At 67.6% G+C, this 17028-nt stretch carries 13 protein-coding genes; 9 read left to right on the forward strand and 4 right to left on the reverse strand.

Annotation, left to right across the window (positions count from 1 at the left end):
* Positions 1-118: 118 nt before the first annotated feature.
* A complete protein-coding gene (locus tag H0P51_RS05770; RefSeq protein ID WP_180918771.1) occupies positions 119-2788 on the forward strand; it encodes a cation-transporting P-type ATPase in 2670 nt (889 codons plus the stop codon).
* Here the strand turns inward: H0P51_RS05770 and H0P51_RS05775 are convergent.
* Entirely contained in the window at positions 2778-3188 is a 411-nt protein-coding gene (locus H0P51_RS05775) for a TIGR03667 family PPOX class F420-dependent oxidoreductase (protein ID WP_180917034.1), read from the reverse strand. The genes H0P51_RS05770 and H0P51_RS05775 overlap by 11 nt on opposite strands.
* A 23-nt stretch (positions 3189-3211) precedes the next feature.
* Between H0P51_RS05775 and H0P51_RS05780 the strand changes: the two genes are divergently transcribed.
* Positions 3212-3856 (forward strand): nitroreductase family protein, encoded by a 645-nt coding sequence (locus H0P51_RS05780; RefSeq protein ID WP_180917035.1) that lies wholly within the window; start codon positions 3212-3214, stop codon positions 3854-3856.
* A gap of 117 nt (positions 3857-3973) precedes the next feature.
* Here H0P51_RS05780 and H0P51_RS05785 read toward each other — a convergent pair whose 3' ends face one another.
* On the reverse strand, positions 3974-4438 hold the full coding sequence (locus H0P51_RS05785; RefSeq protein WP_180917036.1) for a tRNA (cytidine(34)-2'-O)-methyltransferase: 465 nt from the start codon (positions 4436-4438) through the stop codon (positions 3974-3976).
* Between the two features lie 103 nt (positions 4439-4541).
* Between H0P51_RS05785 and H0P51_RS05790 the strand changes: the two genes are divergently transcribed.
* From H0P51_RS05790 to H0P51_RS05820, 7 genes are all read left to right on the forward strand, one after another.
* Positions 4542-4859 carry a hypothetical protein gene (locus tag H0P51_RS05790; RefSeq protein WP_180917037.1) on the forward strand — a complete coding sequence of 106 codons (318 nt, stop codon included), beginning with the start codon at positions 4542-4544 and terminating at the stop codon, positions 4857-4859.
* Positions 4860-4960: 101 nt separating this feature from the next.
* Positions 4961-6742 carry an alpha/beta hydrolase domain-containing protein gene (locus tag H0P51_RS05795; protein ID WP_180917038.1) on the forward strand — a complete coding sequence of 594 codons (1782 nt, stop codon included), beginning with the start codon at positions 4961-4963 and terminating at the stop codon, positions 6740-6742.
* Positions 6743-7098: 356 nt separating this feature from the next.
* Positions 7099-9765, forward strand: a complete 2667-nt coding sequence (locus H0P51_RS05800; protein WP_425488967.1) for a HAMP domain-containing sensor histidine kinase — start codon at positions 7099-7101, stop codon at positions 9763-9765.
* Positions 9762-10193, forward strand: a complete 432-nt coding sequence (locus tag H0P51_RS05805; protein ID WP_180917040.1) for a roadblock/LC7 domain-containing protein — start codon at positions 9762-9764, stop codon at positions 10191-10193. Before H0P51_RS05800 ends, H0P51_RS05805 begins: the two co-directional genes overlap by 4 nt.
* Positions 10169-10537: a DUF742 domain-containing protein gene (locus tag H0P51_RS05810; protein WP_180917041.1), complete on the forward strand. Its 369-nt coding sequence runs from the start codon at positions 10169-10171 to the stop codon at positions 10535-10537. Before H0P51_RS05805 ends, H0P51_RS05810 begins: the two co-directional genes overlap by 25 nt.
* Position 10538: 1 nt before the next feature.
* On the forward strand, positions 10539-11102 hold the full coding sequence (locus H0P51_RS05815; RefSeq protein ID WP_425489015.1) for a GTP-binding protein: 564 nt from the start codon (positions 10539-10541) through the stop codon (positions 11100-11102).
* A gap of 1 nt (position 11103) precedes the next feature.
* Entirely contained in the window at positions 11104-11655 is a 552-nt protein-coding gene (locus tag H0P51_RS05820; RefSeq protein WP_180917043.1) for a pentapeptide repeat-containing protein, read from the forward strand.
* A gap of 9 nt (positions 11656-11664) precedes the next feature.
* Here H0P51_RS05820 and H0P51_RS05825 read toward each other — a convergent pair whose 3' ends face one another.
* Both H0P51_RS05825 and H0P51_RS05830 read right to left on the reverse strand, forming a co-directional pair.
* The gene (locus tag H0P51_RS05825; protein WP_180917044.1) at positions 11665-14277 is read right to left on the reverse strand and encodes an ATP-binding cassette domain-containing protein; all 2613 of its coding nucleotides are present in this window, start codon (positions 14275-14277) and stop codon (positions 11665-11667) included.
* 28 nt (positions 14278-14305) lie between these two features.
* Positions 14306-17017, reverse strand: a complete 2712-nt coding sequence (locus H0P51_RS05830; protein WP_180917045.1) for an FHA domain-containing protein — start codon at positions 17015-17017, stop codon at positions 14306-14308.
* Positions 17018-17028: the final 11 nt, after the last annotated feature.

Raw genomic sequence — 17028 nt, forward strand, 5'->3', positions numbered from 1 at the left:
AGAGTCGCTACCCATGGAAGAGGGGGAGTGCCCATCGAAATCTGCTTAGGACAAACCACTGACCATCGAGACCGACGAGAACCGATCCGCCGCGCGCCAGGACGCCCTGTGGCACTCCCTGACCCCTGAGGAAGTCCATCAGCAGCTCGGCTCGGGCGGTGTGGGGCTCAGTGCGGAGGAGGTTCGGCGGCGGCGGGCCAAATACGGTCTCAACCAATTGACGGCGAGCAAACAGCAGAACGTGTTCGTGCGCTTCATCCGTCAATTCCACAATGTCCTGCTCTACGTCATGACCGCGGCGGCGGTGATCACCGCGCTGCTTCAACACTGGGTGGACTCCGCGGTGCTGCTCGCCGCGGTGTTCGTCAACGCCGTGGTTGCCTTCATCCAGGAGGGCAGGGCCGAGTCGGCGATGAACGCCATCCGCGGGATGCTGTCGCCGCACGCGACGGTGGTTCGCGACGGCCGAACCGTCGATATCGAGGCCATCCACCTGGTGCCCGGCGACATCGTCAAGCTGGTCCCGGGTGATCGGGTGCCCGCGGATTTGCGGTTGATCTCGGTCGACGGACTGCGAGTGGACGAGGCCACCCTCACTGGCGAGTCGCTGCCGGTGGAGAAATCCACCGACCCCGTTCCCGCCAATGTCTCCATCGCCGAACGAGCGGGCATGGCGCATTCGGGCACCTTGGTGGTCCATGGGCAGGCGACCGGCGTCGTGGTCGCCACCGGCAGCGACAGCGAGCTAGGCCGCATCGACCAGATGCTCAAAGACATCTCGCTGAGCAGCACGCCACTATTGCGTCAGATCAACTATTTCGGCCGGATGCTCGCCGCGGTGATCCTGCTGAGCAGCGTGGCGATCTATGCGTTCGGCGTGTTGTGGCACGGGCACAGCCTAAAAGAGATGTTCATGATGGTGGTGGCGCTTGCGGCGTCGGCCATCCCCGAAGGTTTGCCCGCGATCATGACCGTGACGCTGGCCATCGGCGTGCAGCGGATGTCTCGCCGGCACGCGATCATCCGGCGTCTTCCGGCTGTCGAAGCGCTCGGATCGGTGACGGTGATCTGCTCAGACAAGACCGGCACCCTCACCAAAAACGAGATGACCGTGCAGCGCCTGGTCTGCGCCGGAGAGCATTTCGACGTCGACGGCATTGGCTACGTCCCCGACGGCGATATCACCAGCGACGGACGCGCCGTCGACCCGGCCGGGAATGCGGCGCTGCTGGCCATGTTGCGTGCCGCAGTGCTGTGCAACGACGCGGCGCTGTACAACGAGGCCGGTACCTGGACCATCGCGGGCGATCCGACCGAGGCGGCGCTGCTAGTCGTGGGTGCCAAGGCGAAAATCTTCTACGACGCCACCGAGGCCAGATGCCCACGGATCAGCTCGGTGCCCTTCGAGTCCGAGCACCGCATGATGGGAACCTTGCACAACGGGCCCGACGGCAAACACCTGGTGCTGGTGAAGGGGGCACCCGAGCGGGTGCTCAATATCTGCACCGCACAGCTCGACGCCGCGGGCGAGGGCGCCCTCGACAAGCAGTACTGGCAACAAGTCGCGACCCAAACCGCCGACCGTGGGTTGCGCGTGCTGGCGCTCGCCGAGCGTCGCACACCGCCCCGCACGCCCGGGGAACTCGTGCTGGACGACCTGGACGACGGTTTCACGATGCTGGGGCTGGTCGGTCTCATCGACCCGCTGCGGCCCGAGGCGGTCGCTGCGGTGCGCGACTGCCACCGTGCCGGAATCCGCGTCAAGATGATCACCGGCGATCACGCCGGCACCGCACATGAGATCGGGCGTCAGCTCGACATGGGTGACCGCCCGGCCGTCACGGGCGCCGAGCTCGCGGCGCTCACCGAAACCGAGCTGACAACGGTGGCCAGCGACTGCGATGTGTTCGCCCGCGTCGGCCCCGAGCACAAGCTCCGCCTGGTGCAGGCGCTGCAAGCCACTGGCGAGGTGGTCTCGATGACGGGCGACGGCGTCAACGACGCCCCGGCACTGAAGAAGGCCGACATCGGCGTGGCCATGGGGGGTCAGGGCACCGAGGCCGCCAAGGAGGCATCGGACATGGTGCTCGCCGACGACAACTTCGCCACCATCGCCGCGGCGGTCGCCGAAGGCCGGACCGCATACGACAACATCCGCAAATTCATCCTTTTCATGCTCCCCACCAACGGGGGCGAGGCGCTGGTGGTCATCGCCGCGATCATCTGCCAGTTCACCCTGCCGCTTACGCCCGCGCAGGTGTTGTGGATCAACCTGGTCACCTCGTCGACGCTGGGACTTGCGCTGGCCTTCGAGTCCGCGGAATCCGACGTGATGGTGCGAAAACCACGTCCGCGCAGCGAGAAACTGTTGAGTGGTTACTTCGTGTGGCGGGTCTGCCTGGTCTCGGTATTGATGGCTGCAGGGGCACTGAGCATGTTCCTGGGGGAGCTTCATCTTGGCACCAGCGTCGAGACCGCCAGAACCATGGCGGTCAACGCGATCGTGGTGACCGAGATGTTCCATCTGCTCAACAACCGGTTCCTGCTCGCGCCGGTGCTGAACCGAGTGGGCTTGTTCGGCAACAGAATTGCGTTCTTGACCGTCGTCGTCTGCGCCGCGCTGCAACTCGCGTTCACGTATGCGCCCGCCATGAACGCCGTGTTTGGCTCGACACCGCTGGGCTACATCGAATGGATCAAAGCGATGGCTGTCGGTGCGGTGGTCTTCGTCGCGGTCGAAATCGAGAAGGCGATCGTGCGTTGGCGCCGGGCGAATGTCACGCCGTAGGTGTGGTCCAGAACTTAGTCGGGGTGATCCGCAACCGGGTGCTGAAGTTGCCCATCATGTCAGTCAGGCCTTCGGCCTCGGAGTCATCACGGTACTTTGCCCAGTACGGTCCGTCCTCGCGGCAGTCCACACCCTCGGCGTCGATCGCTGCCGTCCCACCGACCACGATGATGCCGCCGCCGTTGCCGTCGGAGTCCAGGTTCAGGCTGACGCGTGGGCGCGCTTTGATGTGCGCCACCTTGCCGGCGCTGGGCATGCTGTAGACGGTCAGGTCGGTGCCGTCGAAGTAGAACCAGACCAGCCGCGGCACGGGCTGTCCAGATTTGGCGACGGTGGTCAACCAGCCGCAGTGGTCGGAGGTGAGTCGGCTGGAAACCTCTTGTGGCAGCTCGATGGTCATAGCAGCCACGGTAGCCTCCAAATGTGACATTGAACTTGACCGTCGACGAAGTTCTGAGCACTACCCGTTCGGTGCGCAAGCGCCTCGATTTCACCAAGCCAGTGCCGCGTGAAGTGCTGATGGAGTGTCTCGATCTTGCTTTGCAGGCACCCACCGGCTCCAATTCGCAAGGCTGGCAATGGGTTTTCGTCGAAGACGCCGAGAAGAAAAGGGCGATCGGCGACGTATACCTGTCCAACGCCCGTGGCTATCTCAGCACCCCGGCGCCCCAGTACGGCGAAGGTGACACCCGCGGCGAGCGAATGGGCAAGGTGCGCGACTCCGCCACCTACCTCGCCGAGCACATGCACGAGTCGCCAGTGCTGCTGATCCCGTGCATCCAGGGCCGGGAAGACAAGTCGCCGCTGGGTGGCGTCTCGTTCTGGGCGTCGCTGTTCCCGGCGGTATGGAGCTTCTGCCTGGCCTTGCGCTCGCGCGGGTTGGGTTCGTGCTGGACCACGCTGCACCTGCTCGGCGACGGCGAGCGCAAGGTGGCCGACATCCTCGGGATCCCCTTCGACGAGTACAGCCAGGGCGGCCTGTTCCCGATCGCCTACACCAAGGGCACTGACTTCCGCCCGGCCAAGCGGTTGCCGGCCGAGCGTCTGACGCACTGGAACAGCTGGTAGCTAGCCGGGGTTGCCCCACGGCCGGCGGCGCCATCGAAAGCGGCCCCGCCGAGGCCGTCACTGCCGAACGGGGGAATGCCCGGCTACGCCGAGTCCGCTTCTGTATTTCCGGTTGCGCTAGATCGCTCCGGAGTAACCCTGTTGCCGCCAGGCCTCGTAAACGGCGACTGCCGCGGCGTTGGCCAGGTTCAATGAGCGCCGGCCGGCCAGCATCGGAATCCGCACCCGCTGGGTGATGTGCGGGTCGGCGAGTGTCGCTGCGTCCAGACCGGTGGGTTCGGGTCCAAACATCAACACGTCGCCAGGCCGGTAGTCGACGTCCGCGAACGCCGATTGGGCCTGGGCGGTGAACGCGAACACCCGTGCCGGTGCCAGCGCCGCCCAAGCGCGCTCGAGCGACGCGTGGACAGTCACCGACGCCAAGTCGTGATAGTCCAGTCCGGCCCGCCGCAACTTCGGTTCGGACAGGTCGAAACCGAGTGGCTCGACAAGGTGTAGCTCGCAGCCCGTGGCGGCCGCGGTCCGGATCGCATTACCGGTATTCGGCGCGATCCGAGGTGAAAAGAACAGCAGCCGGAACATCCGTCGATCATGGCAAAGTTCTTCGGCTCCAGTCGCACAGAAGTGGGTACACAACGGTAGCTGGTCGTCAGGAACCAGGTTTCTAGTCGAAAGGCGGCATGGCATGGCTCCGCACGAGGGTGGCCGGTGGGACGTCGGAACCAAGGACGACGAGGTGTACCTCGGCCGTATGTCCGAGGACGACGAGCGCTTGTTCGAGGATTTGCTGTCGCCGGACGCGGCGCGCGAGTTGGCCGGGTTGCTGACCAAGTATGCGGACAGGGCCGACGACTTCGAGCCGTCCGACGAGAAGAAGGACGACCACAGCGACGACAGCGACGAAGACGGCGACGACGAAGACGACGGCGACGACGACGAAGACGGCGACGAAGACAACTACACGAAGGACAGGGACAAGAAAGAGAAAGACAAATCGGACTAGTCCCGCCAACGCCGGCGCTCCCCGGAGGCTTTTAGAACTCTCCAAGGCCGCTCCCGCAATCTCTCTTCCAAGCAAGTGCGAATGCGAACAGGGGAGCAGAGATGACCGTCGAATCAGTGCAGGTGACGAACACCTACCCGCACGCCGACAGCCGCTATGAGAACGTCGAGGCAACCGTGCACTTCGCCGTCGACCCCGAATACCTGGCCAACGAGGCCATCGCCGACCTGAAGCTCGCTCCGCGCGACGCCGACGGGCTCGTCCGCTTCGACGCCGACCTGCGCCTGACCCGCCCGGTCGACGGCGGCAACGGCAAGCTGCTGTTCGTGGTCCCCAACCGCGGCGTGCCCACCAACGCGCCCTGGCTCAAGGGCGGCTTCCTGCTGGACCGCGGCTGGACCATCGCCTCGTGCGGCTGGCAGTGGGACGTGCAGCGCGGGCCGGCGATCCTGGGTCTCACAGCCCCGCAGGTCGGAGCCGACAAGGTCGAGCCCGGCTTCATGCGGCTGGAGTGGCGTTCGGACTCCGCCCACGCCGAGCACCGGCTCAGCTTCTCGGCTCCCGAAATCGAATCGATCCCCGGCGCCGACGTGCTATTCAACTTCACCGACTACCCGACCGTCGACGTCGACGACCCGCAGGCCGTGCTGACTGTGCGCACCGCACCCGACGCCGAGCCCACTACCATCCCCCGGGACACCTGGCGCTTCACCGACCAGACCCACGTCGCGCTGGACGGCGGCTTCCAACCGTTCCACTGGTATGAGCTGGTGTACCGCACAGCCCTCGCCCCGGTCGCCGGTTGCGGCTTGCTGGCCATCCGCGATGTCGTCTCGCACCTGCGTGGTGACCGCATCGAGCACACCTTCGCCTACGGCGTCTCGCAGGCCGGCCGGTTGCTGCGCCAGTTCCTGTCCGACGGCCTCAACGTCGACGAGTCCGGGATGCGGGTCTTCGACGGCGTATTCAGCGACTTCGCCGGCGCCGCCCGCGGCGAGTTCAACCACCGCTACGCACAACCGTCGGTCGCAGGCGTCACAGGCTTCGCAACGCGCGGCAAGTACGGCAACGCCGACCTGCTGGCCCGGCAGCGCGAACTCGGCGGCGTGCCAAAGACGATCTTCACCAACAGCTCCACCGAGTACTGGCAGGGCGACGGCGCGCTGGTCCACGTCGACCCGCACACCGGCCAGGACCTGCCCGAAGACCCCGACGTGCGTACCTACTTGCTGGCCGGCACCGACCACTTCGGCAGCAGCAAGATCAAGGACGCGCTGCCCGCCGCCAACCCGGTGCATCACCTCGATGTCACCCCAGTCACCCGTGCCCTGCTGATCGCGCTGGAGAACTGGGTCGCCGACGGCATCGAGCCGCCCGCTAGCCGGGTTCCCCGGACCAGCGATGGCACCGCGATCGCCCGCAAAGACGTGCTGTCCACCTTCGCCCACGCGAACACGCCGTCTCCGGCGTGGCTTCCGGTGTCGCGCCGCGTCGACCTCGGACCCGACGCCGACCGCGGCATCGGCAGCTGGCCCGTCCAGCTCGGGGAGTCGCACGTTGACCTGGTGTCGGCTGTCGACGCCGACGGCAACGAGGTGGCCGGCATCCGCCTGCCCGCGGTCGCCGCGCCACTGGCCGCCTACACCGGCTGGAACGCCCGCAGCTACGTCGCCGAGCTGCCAGACGTGATGTACGAGCGCATCGGCAGCAAGCTGGATTTCGCGCCGGGCCGGCCGTCGGTTGCCGAGCGCTACCCGACCCGCGACCACTATGCCGCCGCGGTCCGCGAGGCCGCCGAAGCGCTGGTCGTGGAGCGGTTGTTGCTGGCCGGCGAACTCGAGTCGGTGGTGAAGAAGGCCGTCGCCGAGTACCCGGTCGGCTAAGCGCGGGCCAGCAGTCACCCTCGGCCCGGGTTGGTCGCATAACAGGCGGGTGAATTGCACGAACGAAACCGAATTGTGGGCAAAATTGTGGCTCGGAAACCGTTACATGTTCAGCTTTCGCGGCAGGAGCTGACCAGCGCTAACCAGAGGAGGGAGCCCCGGAGGCTCTTGCGAACTCTATCTACTCAGTAACAATTGAGGAGACCTCGGCTTCTCCCGCGAGGTGACTGTCATACTCGTCGGATTGCCAGGCATTACGTTCGCGGCTATCTGCCGGCGAATAGAGCAGCAGGAAGTTCCATGAGCCTCTCGTTCCATGCGACGCCACGGGAAGGTGCGGCCCCGGCCGCAACGACGTGACCATGTTCTCCCGCCCGGCCAACCCGGCCGCGGCGGTTCCGCCCGAGTTTGCACCAGCCGCCGCCGCCCCGAAGGCAAAGCGGCCGCCGTCCTGGTCCTTGGGCAACTGGCCGGTCCGATGGAAAGTTTTCGCCATCGCCCTGGTTCCGCTGGTGTTGGCGACGGTCTTCGGGGCGCTGCGTATTCACGGAGAACTGGCCAATTCCAGCACCCTGCGACTAGCCGCCGCACGTGCCAGTGTGATCCCGGCAATCAGCAAGTACATGTCGGCGCTGGATGTGGCGCTGCTGGCCACCTCCACCGGACGCGACGTGGACGGCGCGAAGGCGAACTTCGCCGCCCGCAAGTACGAGCTGCAGACCCGGCTGGCTGACACCGACGTGATCTCCGACGTCCGGTCGGGCGGGAACACCCTGCTCAACGGCGGGCAGGCACTGCTGGACAAAGCGCTGGACAACGGGCTGGGCTTGCGTGACCGGATCACCAGCTACGCGCCGCTGCTGCTGACCGCCGAAGACGCGATCGACGCCTCGGTGCGGGTGGACAGCGAGCAGATCCGCTCCCAGGTGCAGGGCTTGAGTCGGGCCGTGGGCGCGCGCGGTCAGATGACGCTGCAGCAGATCCTGGTGAGCCGTGGCGCCGACCTGCCCGAGCCGCAACTGCGAACGTCGATGATCACGCTGGCCGGCACCGAACCCTCGACGCTGTTCGGCATGAGCGCAGTCCTCGGCGTCGGCTCACCGGACGCCAAGAACCTGCAGCAGCAGATGGTCACCCGAATGGCGATCATGTCCGATCCGGACAGCGTGCTCGTCGACAACCCCGATCTGCTGCGCTCGATCCGGACCACCAAGGACATCGCCGAGCAGATCATCGACAACACCACCACCCAGGTGACCAAGTCGGTGCAGGCGCAGGCCAACGACCGGCGCTCGGCCGCCGTTCGCGACACCGTGCTGGTGTTGGCCGCCATCGCGGTCGCGCTGCTGATCGTGTTGCTGACGGCGCGCGCACTGGTCAAGCCGCTGCAGATGCTGCGCGACGGCGCGCTGAAGGTGGCCCACACCGACCTGGAGGGGGAGATCGACCGAGTGCGTGCCGGGGCGGAACCGATCCCCGAGCCGCTGGCCGTCTACACCACCGAGGAGATCGGGCAGGTCGCCCACGCCGTCGACGAACTGCATACCCAGGCGTTGCTGCTGGCCGGCGACGAGGCACGGCTGCGGCTGCTGGTCAACGACATGTTTGAGACGATGTCGCGGCGCAGCCGGTCCCTGGTCGACCAGCAGCTGACTCTCATCGACCGGCTGGAACGCGACGAAGAGGACCCCGAGCGGCTCGACAACCTGTTCCGGCTCGACCACCTTGCCGCGCGGTTGCGTCGCAACAGTGCCAACCTGCTGGTGCTGGCCGACGCGCAGATCGGCCGCGACCAGCGCGATCCGGTGCCGCTGGCGACCGTGATCAACGCCGCCGTATCCGAGGTCGAAGACTACCGCCGGGTGGAAACCGGCGCGATCCCCGACTGCACCGTGATCGGCAGCGCCGCCGGCGGCGTCATCCATCTGCTCGCCGAGCTGATCGACAACGCACTGCGTTACTCACCGCCCAATACCCGGGTGAAGGTCTCGGCGGTGCGGGGCAGTGAGGGCGGAGTGCTGCTGCGTATCGCCGATGCCGGGCTGGGCATGACCGACTCCGATCGGCGCATGGCCAACATGCGGTTGCAACCCGGTGGTGCCCCCGACCCGACCCCGGAAAATGCCCGGCACATGGGCCTATTCGTGGTCGGCCGGCTGGCCGCCCGGCACGGCTTACGGGTGGGACTGCGCGGACCGTCGGCCGGTGAGGCGGGCACCGGCACCACGGCCGAGGTGTATCTGCCGTTAGCGGCACTGGTCGAGGGCCAGCAGCAGCGGGAAGCGCCGCTCCCGCAGCGACAGTTTTTCAAGGTCACCCCGCCGGCGGCGCCCCCCGGCCCGGCCGGACTGGCGGCCGCGCCGGTCCAGAGCAGCGGGTTGTCCGTCACGTCGTTGCCGCGCCGCAGCCCGGGCTCCAGCGGCATCACCGCCCAACCCGTCGAGCCCGTCGAGCCCGAGGCGGAACAGCGCAAACAGAAGCGCCCACTGCCAACACCCTGGTGGGAGAAGGGATCTCAGCCGCAGACAGCGCAGGCGCCACCACAGCAACCCGCCAAGACCGCGTCGGACACGTCGGCCTACTTCGCCCGGCGCCAGCCGCCGCAGGCTCCGAAGCCGCCGCCGGCTCCCAAACCCGCCGAACCGCCGGACCTCAAACCGTCCCAACCCGACGACGATGACGTCATCTACCAGCGGATGCTGTCGGAGATCATGGGCGACCCGCACGACCTGGTGCAAAGTCCAGACCTGGATTGGCAGACCGTTTGGGACCGCGGCTGGACAGCGGCCGCCGAAGCCGAGGAGCAGCCGGTGGAGGCCCGCACCGAACACGGACTGCCGATGCGCACACCCGGAGCGCGGCTGGTGCCGGGCGCAGCCGATGCCGCCGAGAAAGCGGCGAACGGCGGATTCCATCCCGACCCCGACGCGGTCCGGACCTCGATCGGCAGCCATTTCCAGGGTGTGCGTTCCGGGCGATCGCATGCCCGCCACCGCAGCGATCAGGGGGCTGATCAGCAGTGACCGTCCAATCCTCGTACAGTCCGCTGGACTGGCTGGTGTCCAAATTCGTGCGCGAGGTCCCCGGCGTGGCGCATGCGCTGCTGGTGTCGGTCGACGGCCTGCCCGTCGCCGCCAGCGAGCACCTGCCGCGCGAGCGGGCAGACCAGCTGGCCGCGGTGGCCTCTGGCCTGGCCAGCCTGGCCACCGGCGCTGCGCAGCTGTTCGAGGGTGGACAGGTGTTGCAGTCGGTGGTCGAGATGCAGAACGGTTTTCTGCTGCTGATGCGCGTCGGTGACGGCTCACACCTGGCCACGCTGGCGATGCCGTCATGCGACATCGGCCAGATCGGCTACGAGATGGCCATTCTTGTCGAACAGGTGGGCAACGTCGTGCAGTCGTCCCGCCGCGGCGAACCCGAGTCACGATGGACCGACGCGACCCGGGGCTGACGACCCCGAACCTGGTGCGCCCGTACACTTTGACGGCCGGGCGCACCGGCACCGACGTCGACCTTCCGTTGGAGGCGCCGGTGCAGGCGCTGCGGGTTAGGCAGGCCCAGCAGTGGTCGGCCGGGGACATGCGGGGCAGGATCATCGGGCTGTGTGAAAACAGCCCGTCGGTCGCGGAAATATCAGCTCGACTGGAATTGCCGGTCGGTGTTGCGCGCGTCCTGATCGGTGATCTGGTCACGGCCGGTTACCTTCGGGTGCACAGGACCTTGACCGACCGTTCGACCCGCGACGAGCGGTACGAACTCATAGGAAGGACCCTGCGTGGTCTCAGGGCACTCTGAAGTGCGCTCCGACGGGCACGACACCGCGTCGACGAAGATCGTCATCGCGGGCGGGTTCGGCGTCGGGAAGACCACGTTCGTGGGCGCGGTGTCGGAGATCATGCCGCTGCGCACCGAGGCGATGGTCACCGACGCCTCCGCCGGTGTCGACATGATCGAAGCCACGCCCGACAAGCGGACCACCACCGTCGCGATGGATTTCGGTCGCATCACCCTGGCCGATGACCTAGTGCTCTACCTGTTCGGCACGCCGGGTCAGCGCAGGTTCTGGTTCATGTGGGACGACCTGGTGCGCGGTGCGATCGGCGCGATTGTGCTCGTCGATCTGCGGCGGTTGCAGGACAGCTTCGCCGCTGTGGACTTCTTCGAGCACCGCCAGCTGCCGTTCCTGGTCGCGGTCAACGAATTCGAGGGCGCGCCAAGGTATCCCGTCGACGAGGTGCGTAAGGCGCTGAGGCTGCCCGACTACATTCCGGTGATCAGCGTCGATGCCCGCGACCGCCGCTCGGCCACCGACGCGCTGATTGCGGTGAGTGAGTACGCGCTGGCCGGCCTGAGTAGCTGAGTTGCCGGAATGGGCTGACCGGGAATTCACCGGCGAGGACTTCCGCGACTGCGATCTGAGCCGGCTGCAGACCGAACGCGTGGTGTTCACCGAGTGCGATTTCAGCGGTGTCGACATGGCCGAATCGCAGCACCGCGGATCGGCGTTCCGCAACTGCAGCTTTACCCGAACCACGTTGTGGCACAGCATGTTTGCTTCATGCAGCATGCTAGGCTCGGTGTTCTCGCAATGTCGGCTGCGCCCAGTGGTCTTCGACGAGGTGGACTTCACGCTGGCCGTGCTCGGCGGCAACGACCTGCGCGGGGTGGACCTCAGCGGGTGCCGGCTGCGGGAGGCCGGCCTGGTGGAGACCGACCTGCGCAAGGCGGTGTTGCGGGGCGCGGATCTGCGCGGCGCCCGGACGGTCGGCACCCGGCTGGACGAGGCCGATCTGCGCGGGGCCAATGCCGACCCGTCGCTGTGGACGACGGCGTCGCTGAGTGGAGCGCGGGTCGACATACCGCAGGCGATGGCGTTCGCGCTGGCGCACGGGTTGCGGTTAGACACCGGCTAGCGACGCGCCTCACCGCTTGAGCCGGATCCGCCACCATACGATCACCGAATACACCACCGAAAGCGTCGCCAGCATCGCCATGTCGAACAGCCAGGTGCCGGGTGAGTGTGTCCAATGGCGGTCCTCCGGGCTCACCGAACCGGGAACCAGCTCGCGCAGGTTGACCGTGGCCGCCGAGGCCGCGTAACCCCACCGCGCCGGCATCAGCCAGGACAACTGGTCCAGGAACATCCGGTTGGTCACCGGCACCACACCGCCGGCCAGCACCAGCTGCAGCATCAGTGACACCACCAGCAGCGGCATGATCTGCTCACTGGACCGCGCCACCGCTGAAAGCAACAGACCCAGAACCGCCGAGGCCACACACGTCGCGGCAATGCTGACGAAAAGCTCGAAGCTCGCATTGCCCAGCAGCAGCGGTGGTTGAGTCGGCGCACCCTTGCCCAGCAGCACGATCCCGGTCGCTATCGCCGCCTGCACGATCGCGAACCCGGAGAAGACCGTGAGCTTGGCGGCCAGGTAGGCCGGGGTAGACAGCCCGACGGCCTGCTCACGCCGGAAGATCGGACGCTCGCCGATCAAGTCGCGGATGGTCAACGCGCTGCCCATGAACACCGCGGCGATCGACAGCAGGTTCAGGATCTGCGCAGCCTCGTCGGGAGTGTTGCTGAGCGCCTCGGCCATGCCGAATCCGACGTTGCCGGGCACCGTCAGCGACAGGGCGCCCATGACGAACGGCAAAACCGCCAGGAATACAAAATAGGCGCGGTCGGCGACGACCAGGCGGATCTGGCGCCGGGCGACAGTAGAGAACTGGCGGCGCCGGCTGGTGTGTGCCGGCACCCCCAAATCGCCGGGCGCCGCGGGCTGGGCAGCCGATACCAGCTTCTTCTGCGCATCACGGTGCGCTAAAAAGCGCCGGTTGGCCTCCTCGGGATCGGCACCGACCTTGGCGAAGATATGCGCCCAGTTGGTGGTGTCGAACGCCGCGCCGATCTGGTCCGGCGGACCCAGAAACGCGGTCTTGCCGCCGGGCGCCATCAGCAGCACCTGGTCGCACACGTCGAGGTAGGTCAGCGAATGCGTCACCACCAACACCACCCGACCCGCATCGGCAAGCTCCCGCAGCATCGTCATGACCTGCAGGTCCAGCGCCGGGTCCAGACCCGAGGTGGGCTCGTCCAGGATCAGTAGCGAAGGTCCGGTCAACAGCTCGAGAGCCACCGATGCGCGTTTGCGCTGGCCGCCGGAGAGTTGGTCGACGCGGGTGTCGGCGTGCGCGGTGAGGCCAAGCTCCTCGAGCACTTGGGCGATGACCTGAGCCCGATCTTCTTTGGTGGTGTCCGGCGGCAGCCGCAGCTCGGCGGCGTAGCCCAGCGCCTGGTTGACGGTCAGCTGCCGGTGCACCACGTCGTCCTGCGGAACCATCCCGATCCGGCTGCGCAGCGACGCGTACTGGGTGTGAATGTTGTGACCCTCGAAGGTCACCTGACCGCCGTCCGGGCCGCCATCGGGGCGGGCATAGCCGGCGATCAGCCTGGCCAGCGTGGATTTTCCGGCGCCGGAACCGCCGATGATGGCGGTCAGGGTGCCGGGCCGCGCAGTCATCGCGACCTTGTCCAGCAGAACCTTGCCGGCGACGCTGAAGCTGACGGCGTTGACTTCCAAGCCACCGGTGCGGGTGTCGACGGCGGCGCGCGGAACGAGGGTGGCGCCGGTGAAGAGCAGGTCGACGTTGCCGATCGTGACGACATCGCCCTCGGACAGGATCGCCGAGCCGACCCGGATGCCGTTGACGAATGTCCCGTTGATGCTGTTGTTGTCGCGGATCTCGATGCCGATGGGCGTCGGAGCCAGGTAGGCGTGCCGGCGCGATACCAGCACGTCGCGGGCGACGACATCGCATTCCTCGGCGCGGCCGATCCAGATGGTCTTGCCGATCGGCGCCGGGAGATGGGGGTCGGCGCCCAGCACGTTGACGCCCCGCGTGGGGAACTGCGAAAGCGTGCTCACCACACCCAGCCGGGTGGTGGTCACCGCGTCCAGGACCGGCTCGGGTACGGCGGTGCCCGCCGGCGGGACCAGCGGGATCGCGGTGGTGCGGCCCGCGTCGGCGGCGGGCGGCGGCTGCCCCGGCGGCGGCTGTCCTGGCGGAGGCTGGCCGGCTCCGCGCGGCTGGTTGCGGGGACCCCCGTGGCGCGACGGCCGGTGCAGGCGCGGCGGCCGGCTCGGCGTGGGAGTCCCTTCGGGTAGCGCGCCTTTCGCCGGGACCGCCGGAATCCGGTCGGTCTCGGTCACGTGGCCGACGATGCCTTGGTGTGGTCCGACCTCGAACGAGAGGTGTGGTCCGTTGGGCCGGCCCAGTGCGACCGTGATGCCGTCGCGGATGTTGACCCGGGGCACCCGCGCGCCGTCGACGAAAATCCCGTTCGCCGACTGGTTGTCGACGCCGACCCAGCCGTCCTGCTCGAATCGCAGCAGCAGGTGCGCGGGGGCGACGACCGGATGCGCGACCCGAAGGTCGGCGCGCGCGTCGTTTCCCACGATCACGTCACGACCGGCGGCGAACGTGCGTTGGGCCAAGCCGACCCGCACGGTGAGTACGGGTGGGGCTGCGGTCATTCCTTCACAGTAGGCACAGTGGGCGCGCCTAACGACGCTTGAGCCGGATTCTCCACCACACGATGAAGCTGTAGACAATGCACAACACCGCCAGCATCCCCATGTCGAACAGCCACGCGCTCGCGGTGTGGTTCCAGTGCTGATCCTTGGGGTCGGTCGGTCCGGGCGTTAGGCGGTGGGTATCGATGGTCGACGAGGCTGCCGCATAACCCCACCGCGCGGGGGTGGCCCAGGACAGTTGGTCGAGGCCGGTGCGGTTGGTCACCCAGATCATGCCGCCGGAGAACACCAGCTGCGACATGATCGCAGTCACCAGCAGCGGCATGATCTGATCCTGGGACTTGGCGATCGCCGAGAGTGCCATGCCGAGAATCGCCGACGTCACACAGGTCGCGGCGACGGTCACGAACAGCTCGAAGCGCACATCGCCCAGCAGCACCGCGTCCGAGAGCGGTTTGCCCCAGCCGACCACCGCGATGGTGGTGGCGATGGCGGCCTGCATTGTCGCGAACGCGCAGAACACCACAATTTTGGCGGCCAGGTACGCGCCGGTGGAGAGGCCGACCGCTTGCTCGCGTCTGAAGATGGGACGTTCGCCGACCAGGTCGCGAATTGTCAGCGCGGTCCCCATGAAAACCGCACCGACGTTGAGCATGACCAGGATCTGGCCGGGCTGGTTGGGCGCACTGCTGACTGGATCGGCCATACCGAAGCCGGTCTTGCCACGCACGGTCAGGGTCAGCACGCCGATCAGGAACGGCAGCAGCGCCAGGAACACCGTGTAGCCGCGGTCGGAGATGACCAGCCGCACCTGGCGGCGCGCGATGGTGGAGAACTGGCGGAACCCGCTGTTGTGCACCGGTTCGCCCAAGTCCGCGGCCGGACTGGTTTCCGAGGGGCGCTCCGGCTGCCGGTTACCTTCCCGGAAGCGGCGGTTGGCCTCGTCCGGGTCGGCGCCTACCTTGGTGAAGATGTCGGCCCAGTTGGTGGTGCCCATCGCCGCGCCGATCTGGTCGGGCGGGCCCAGGAACGCGGTCTTGCCGCCGGGCGCGAGAAGCAGGATCTGGTCGCACACGTCCAGGTAGGAAACCGAGTGAGTGACCACTAGCACCACGCGGCCAGCGTCGGCGAGCTGGCGCAGCATCATCATCACCTGCCGGTCCAGGGCCGGGTCCAGACCGGAGGTCGGCTCGTCGAGGATCAGCAGCGACGGCCCGGTCAGTAGCTCCAAAGCAACCGAGGCGCGCTTGCGCTGGCCGCCGGACAGTTTGTCCACGCGGGTGTCGGCATGCTTGGTCAGCTCGAGTTCCTCGAGGACCTGCGCCACCACCTGCGCTCGGTCGGCCTTGCTGGTGTCGGGAGGCAACCGCAGTTCGGCGGCATAGCCCAGCGCCTGGTTAACGGTCAGCTGGCGGTGCACGACGTCGTCCTGCGGCACCATGCCGACCCGGCTGCGCAACGAGGCGTACTCGGCGTGGATGTCGTGGCCCTCGAAGGTCACATTGCCGGTGCTGGGGCTGGTGTATCCGGCGATCAGCCTCGACAGCGTGGACTTGCCGGCACCCGACCCGCCGATGATCGCGGTCAGGGTGCCGGGACGGGCGGTCAGCGAGATGTGGTCGAGCAGCTGCTTTCCACCCTCGACAGTGAACGTGACGGAGTTGACTTCAAGGCCGCCGGTGCGGGAGGCCACTGCGGTTCGGCGCACCAGAGTGCCGGCGCTGAACACCAGGTCGACGTTGCCGATGGTGACCACGTCCCCTTCGGACAGGATCGCCGATCCCACCCGGACGCCGTTGACGAAGGTGCCGTTGACGCTGTTGTTATCGCGGATCTCCGCGCCCAGCGGCGTCAACTTCAGCGAGGCGTGGTGGCGCGAGGCCAGTACGTCCTGGATGACGATGTCGTTGTCGGTGGACCGGCCGAGGGTGACCGAACCGACCGGGATCTCCTGCGAACCCGTTCGCGTCAGCAGCGCCTGGAACATTTTGGTGGCGATGTTGCCGCCTTCGGGCGGCTTGGCGCCGACCGGTGGCCCCGGTCGCGGCGGCGCCGGACGCGGGGGTGGCGGCGCCTGCGGATAGTTCGCTCCCGACGGCGGCGGCGCGCTCACCGGGTAGCCGGGCGGTGCCCAGCCCGGCGCTGCACTGCTGGGGTACATGGGTTGTCCCGCCGGCGCGGCTGGTGGGCCGGGAACCGGTCGAGCCGACGGTGGGCCCGCGTGGCGGGACTGCCGCCCGCTCGGCGGCGGTCCAAGCGGTCCGGACGGTCCCGCTGGACCTACTGGCCCAGACGGTCCGGGTGCAGGTCCAGACGGTCCAGATGGTCCGGGTGGTGCGGGCGCCGGCCAGGCGCCCGCGGGTCCCGACGGCCCCGAGACCGCGGCCAGGCGCATCGCCTCGGTCTGCGGCGGGCGCCCGGCCCTGCCCTGATGGCGGCCGATCTCGAAGGTCAGCAGCGGGCCGTCGGGATTTCCGATGTTCACGCTCTGGCCGTCGTGGAGGTCGACGACCGGGACCCGCCGCCCGTTGGCGTAGGTGCCGTTCAGGGAGTTGTTGTCGATCGCCAGCCAGCGTCCCTGCTCGAAACGCAGCAGCAAGTGGGCGCGCGAAATCAACGGATGAGTGATGCGCATGTCGGCGCGCAGGTCGCGCCCCACCACAACGTCATGGCCCGGCGCGAACGTGCGCTCCGACCCGTCGTAGCGAACGGTCAGCGCAGGCGGCGCGGGTGGAGACATCGCAGACAACT

The organism is Mycobacterium vicinigordonae, from assembly GCF_013466425.1.
GTDB classification, from domain to species: domain Bacteria; phylum Actinomycetota; class Actinomycetes; order Mycobacteriales; family Mycobacteriaceae; genus Mycobacterium; species Mycobacterium vicinigordonae.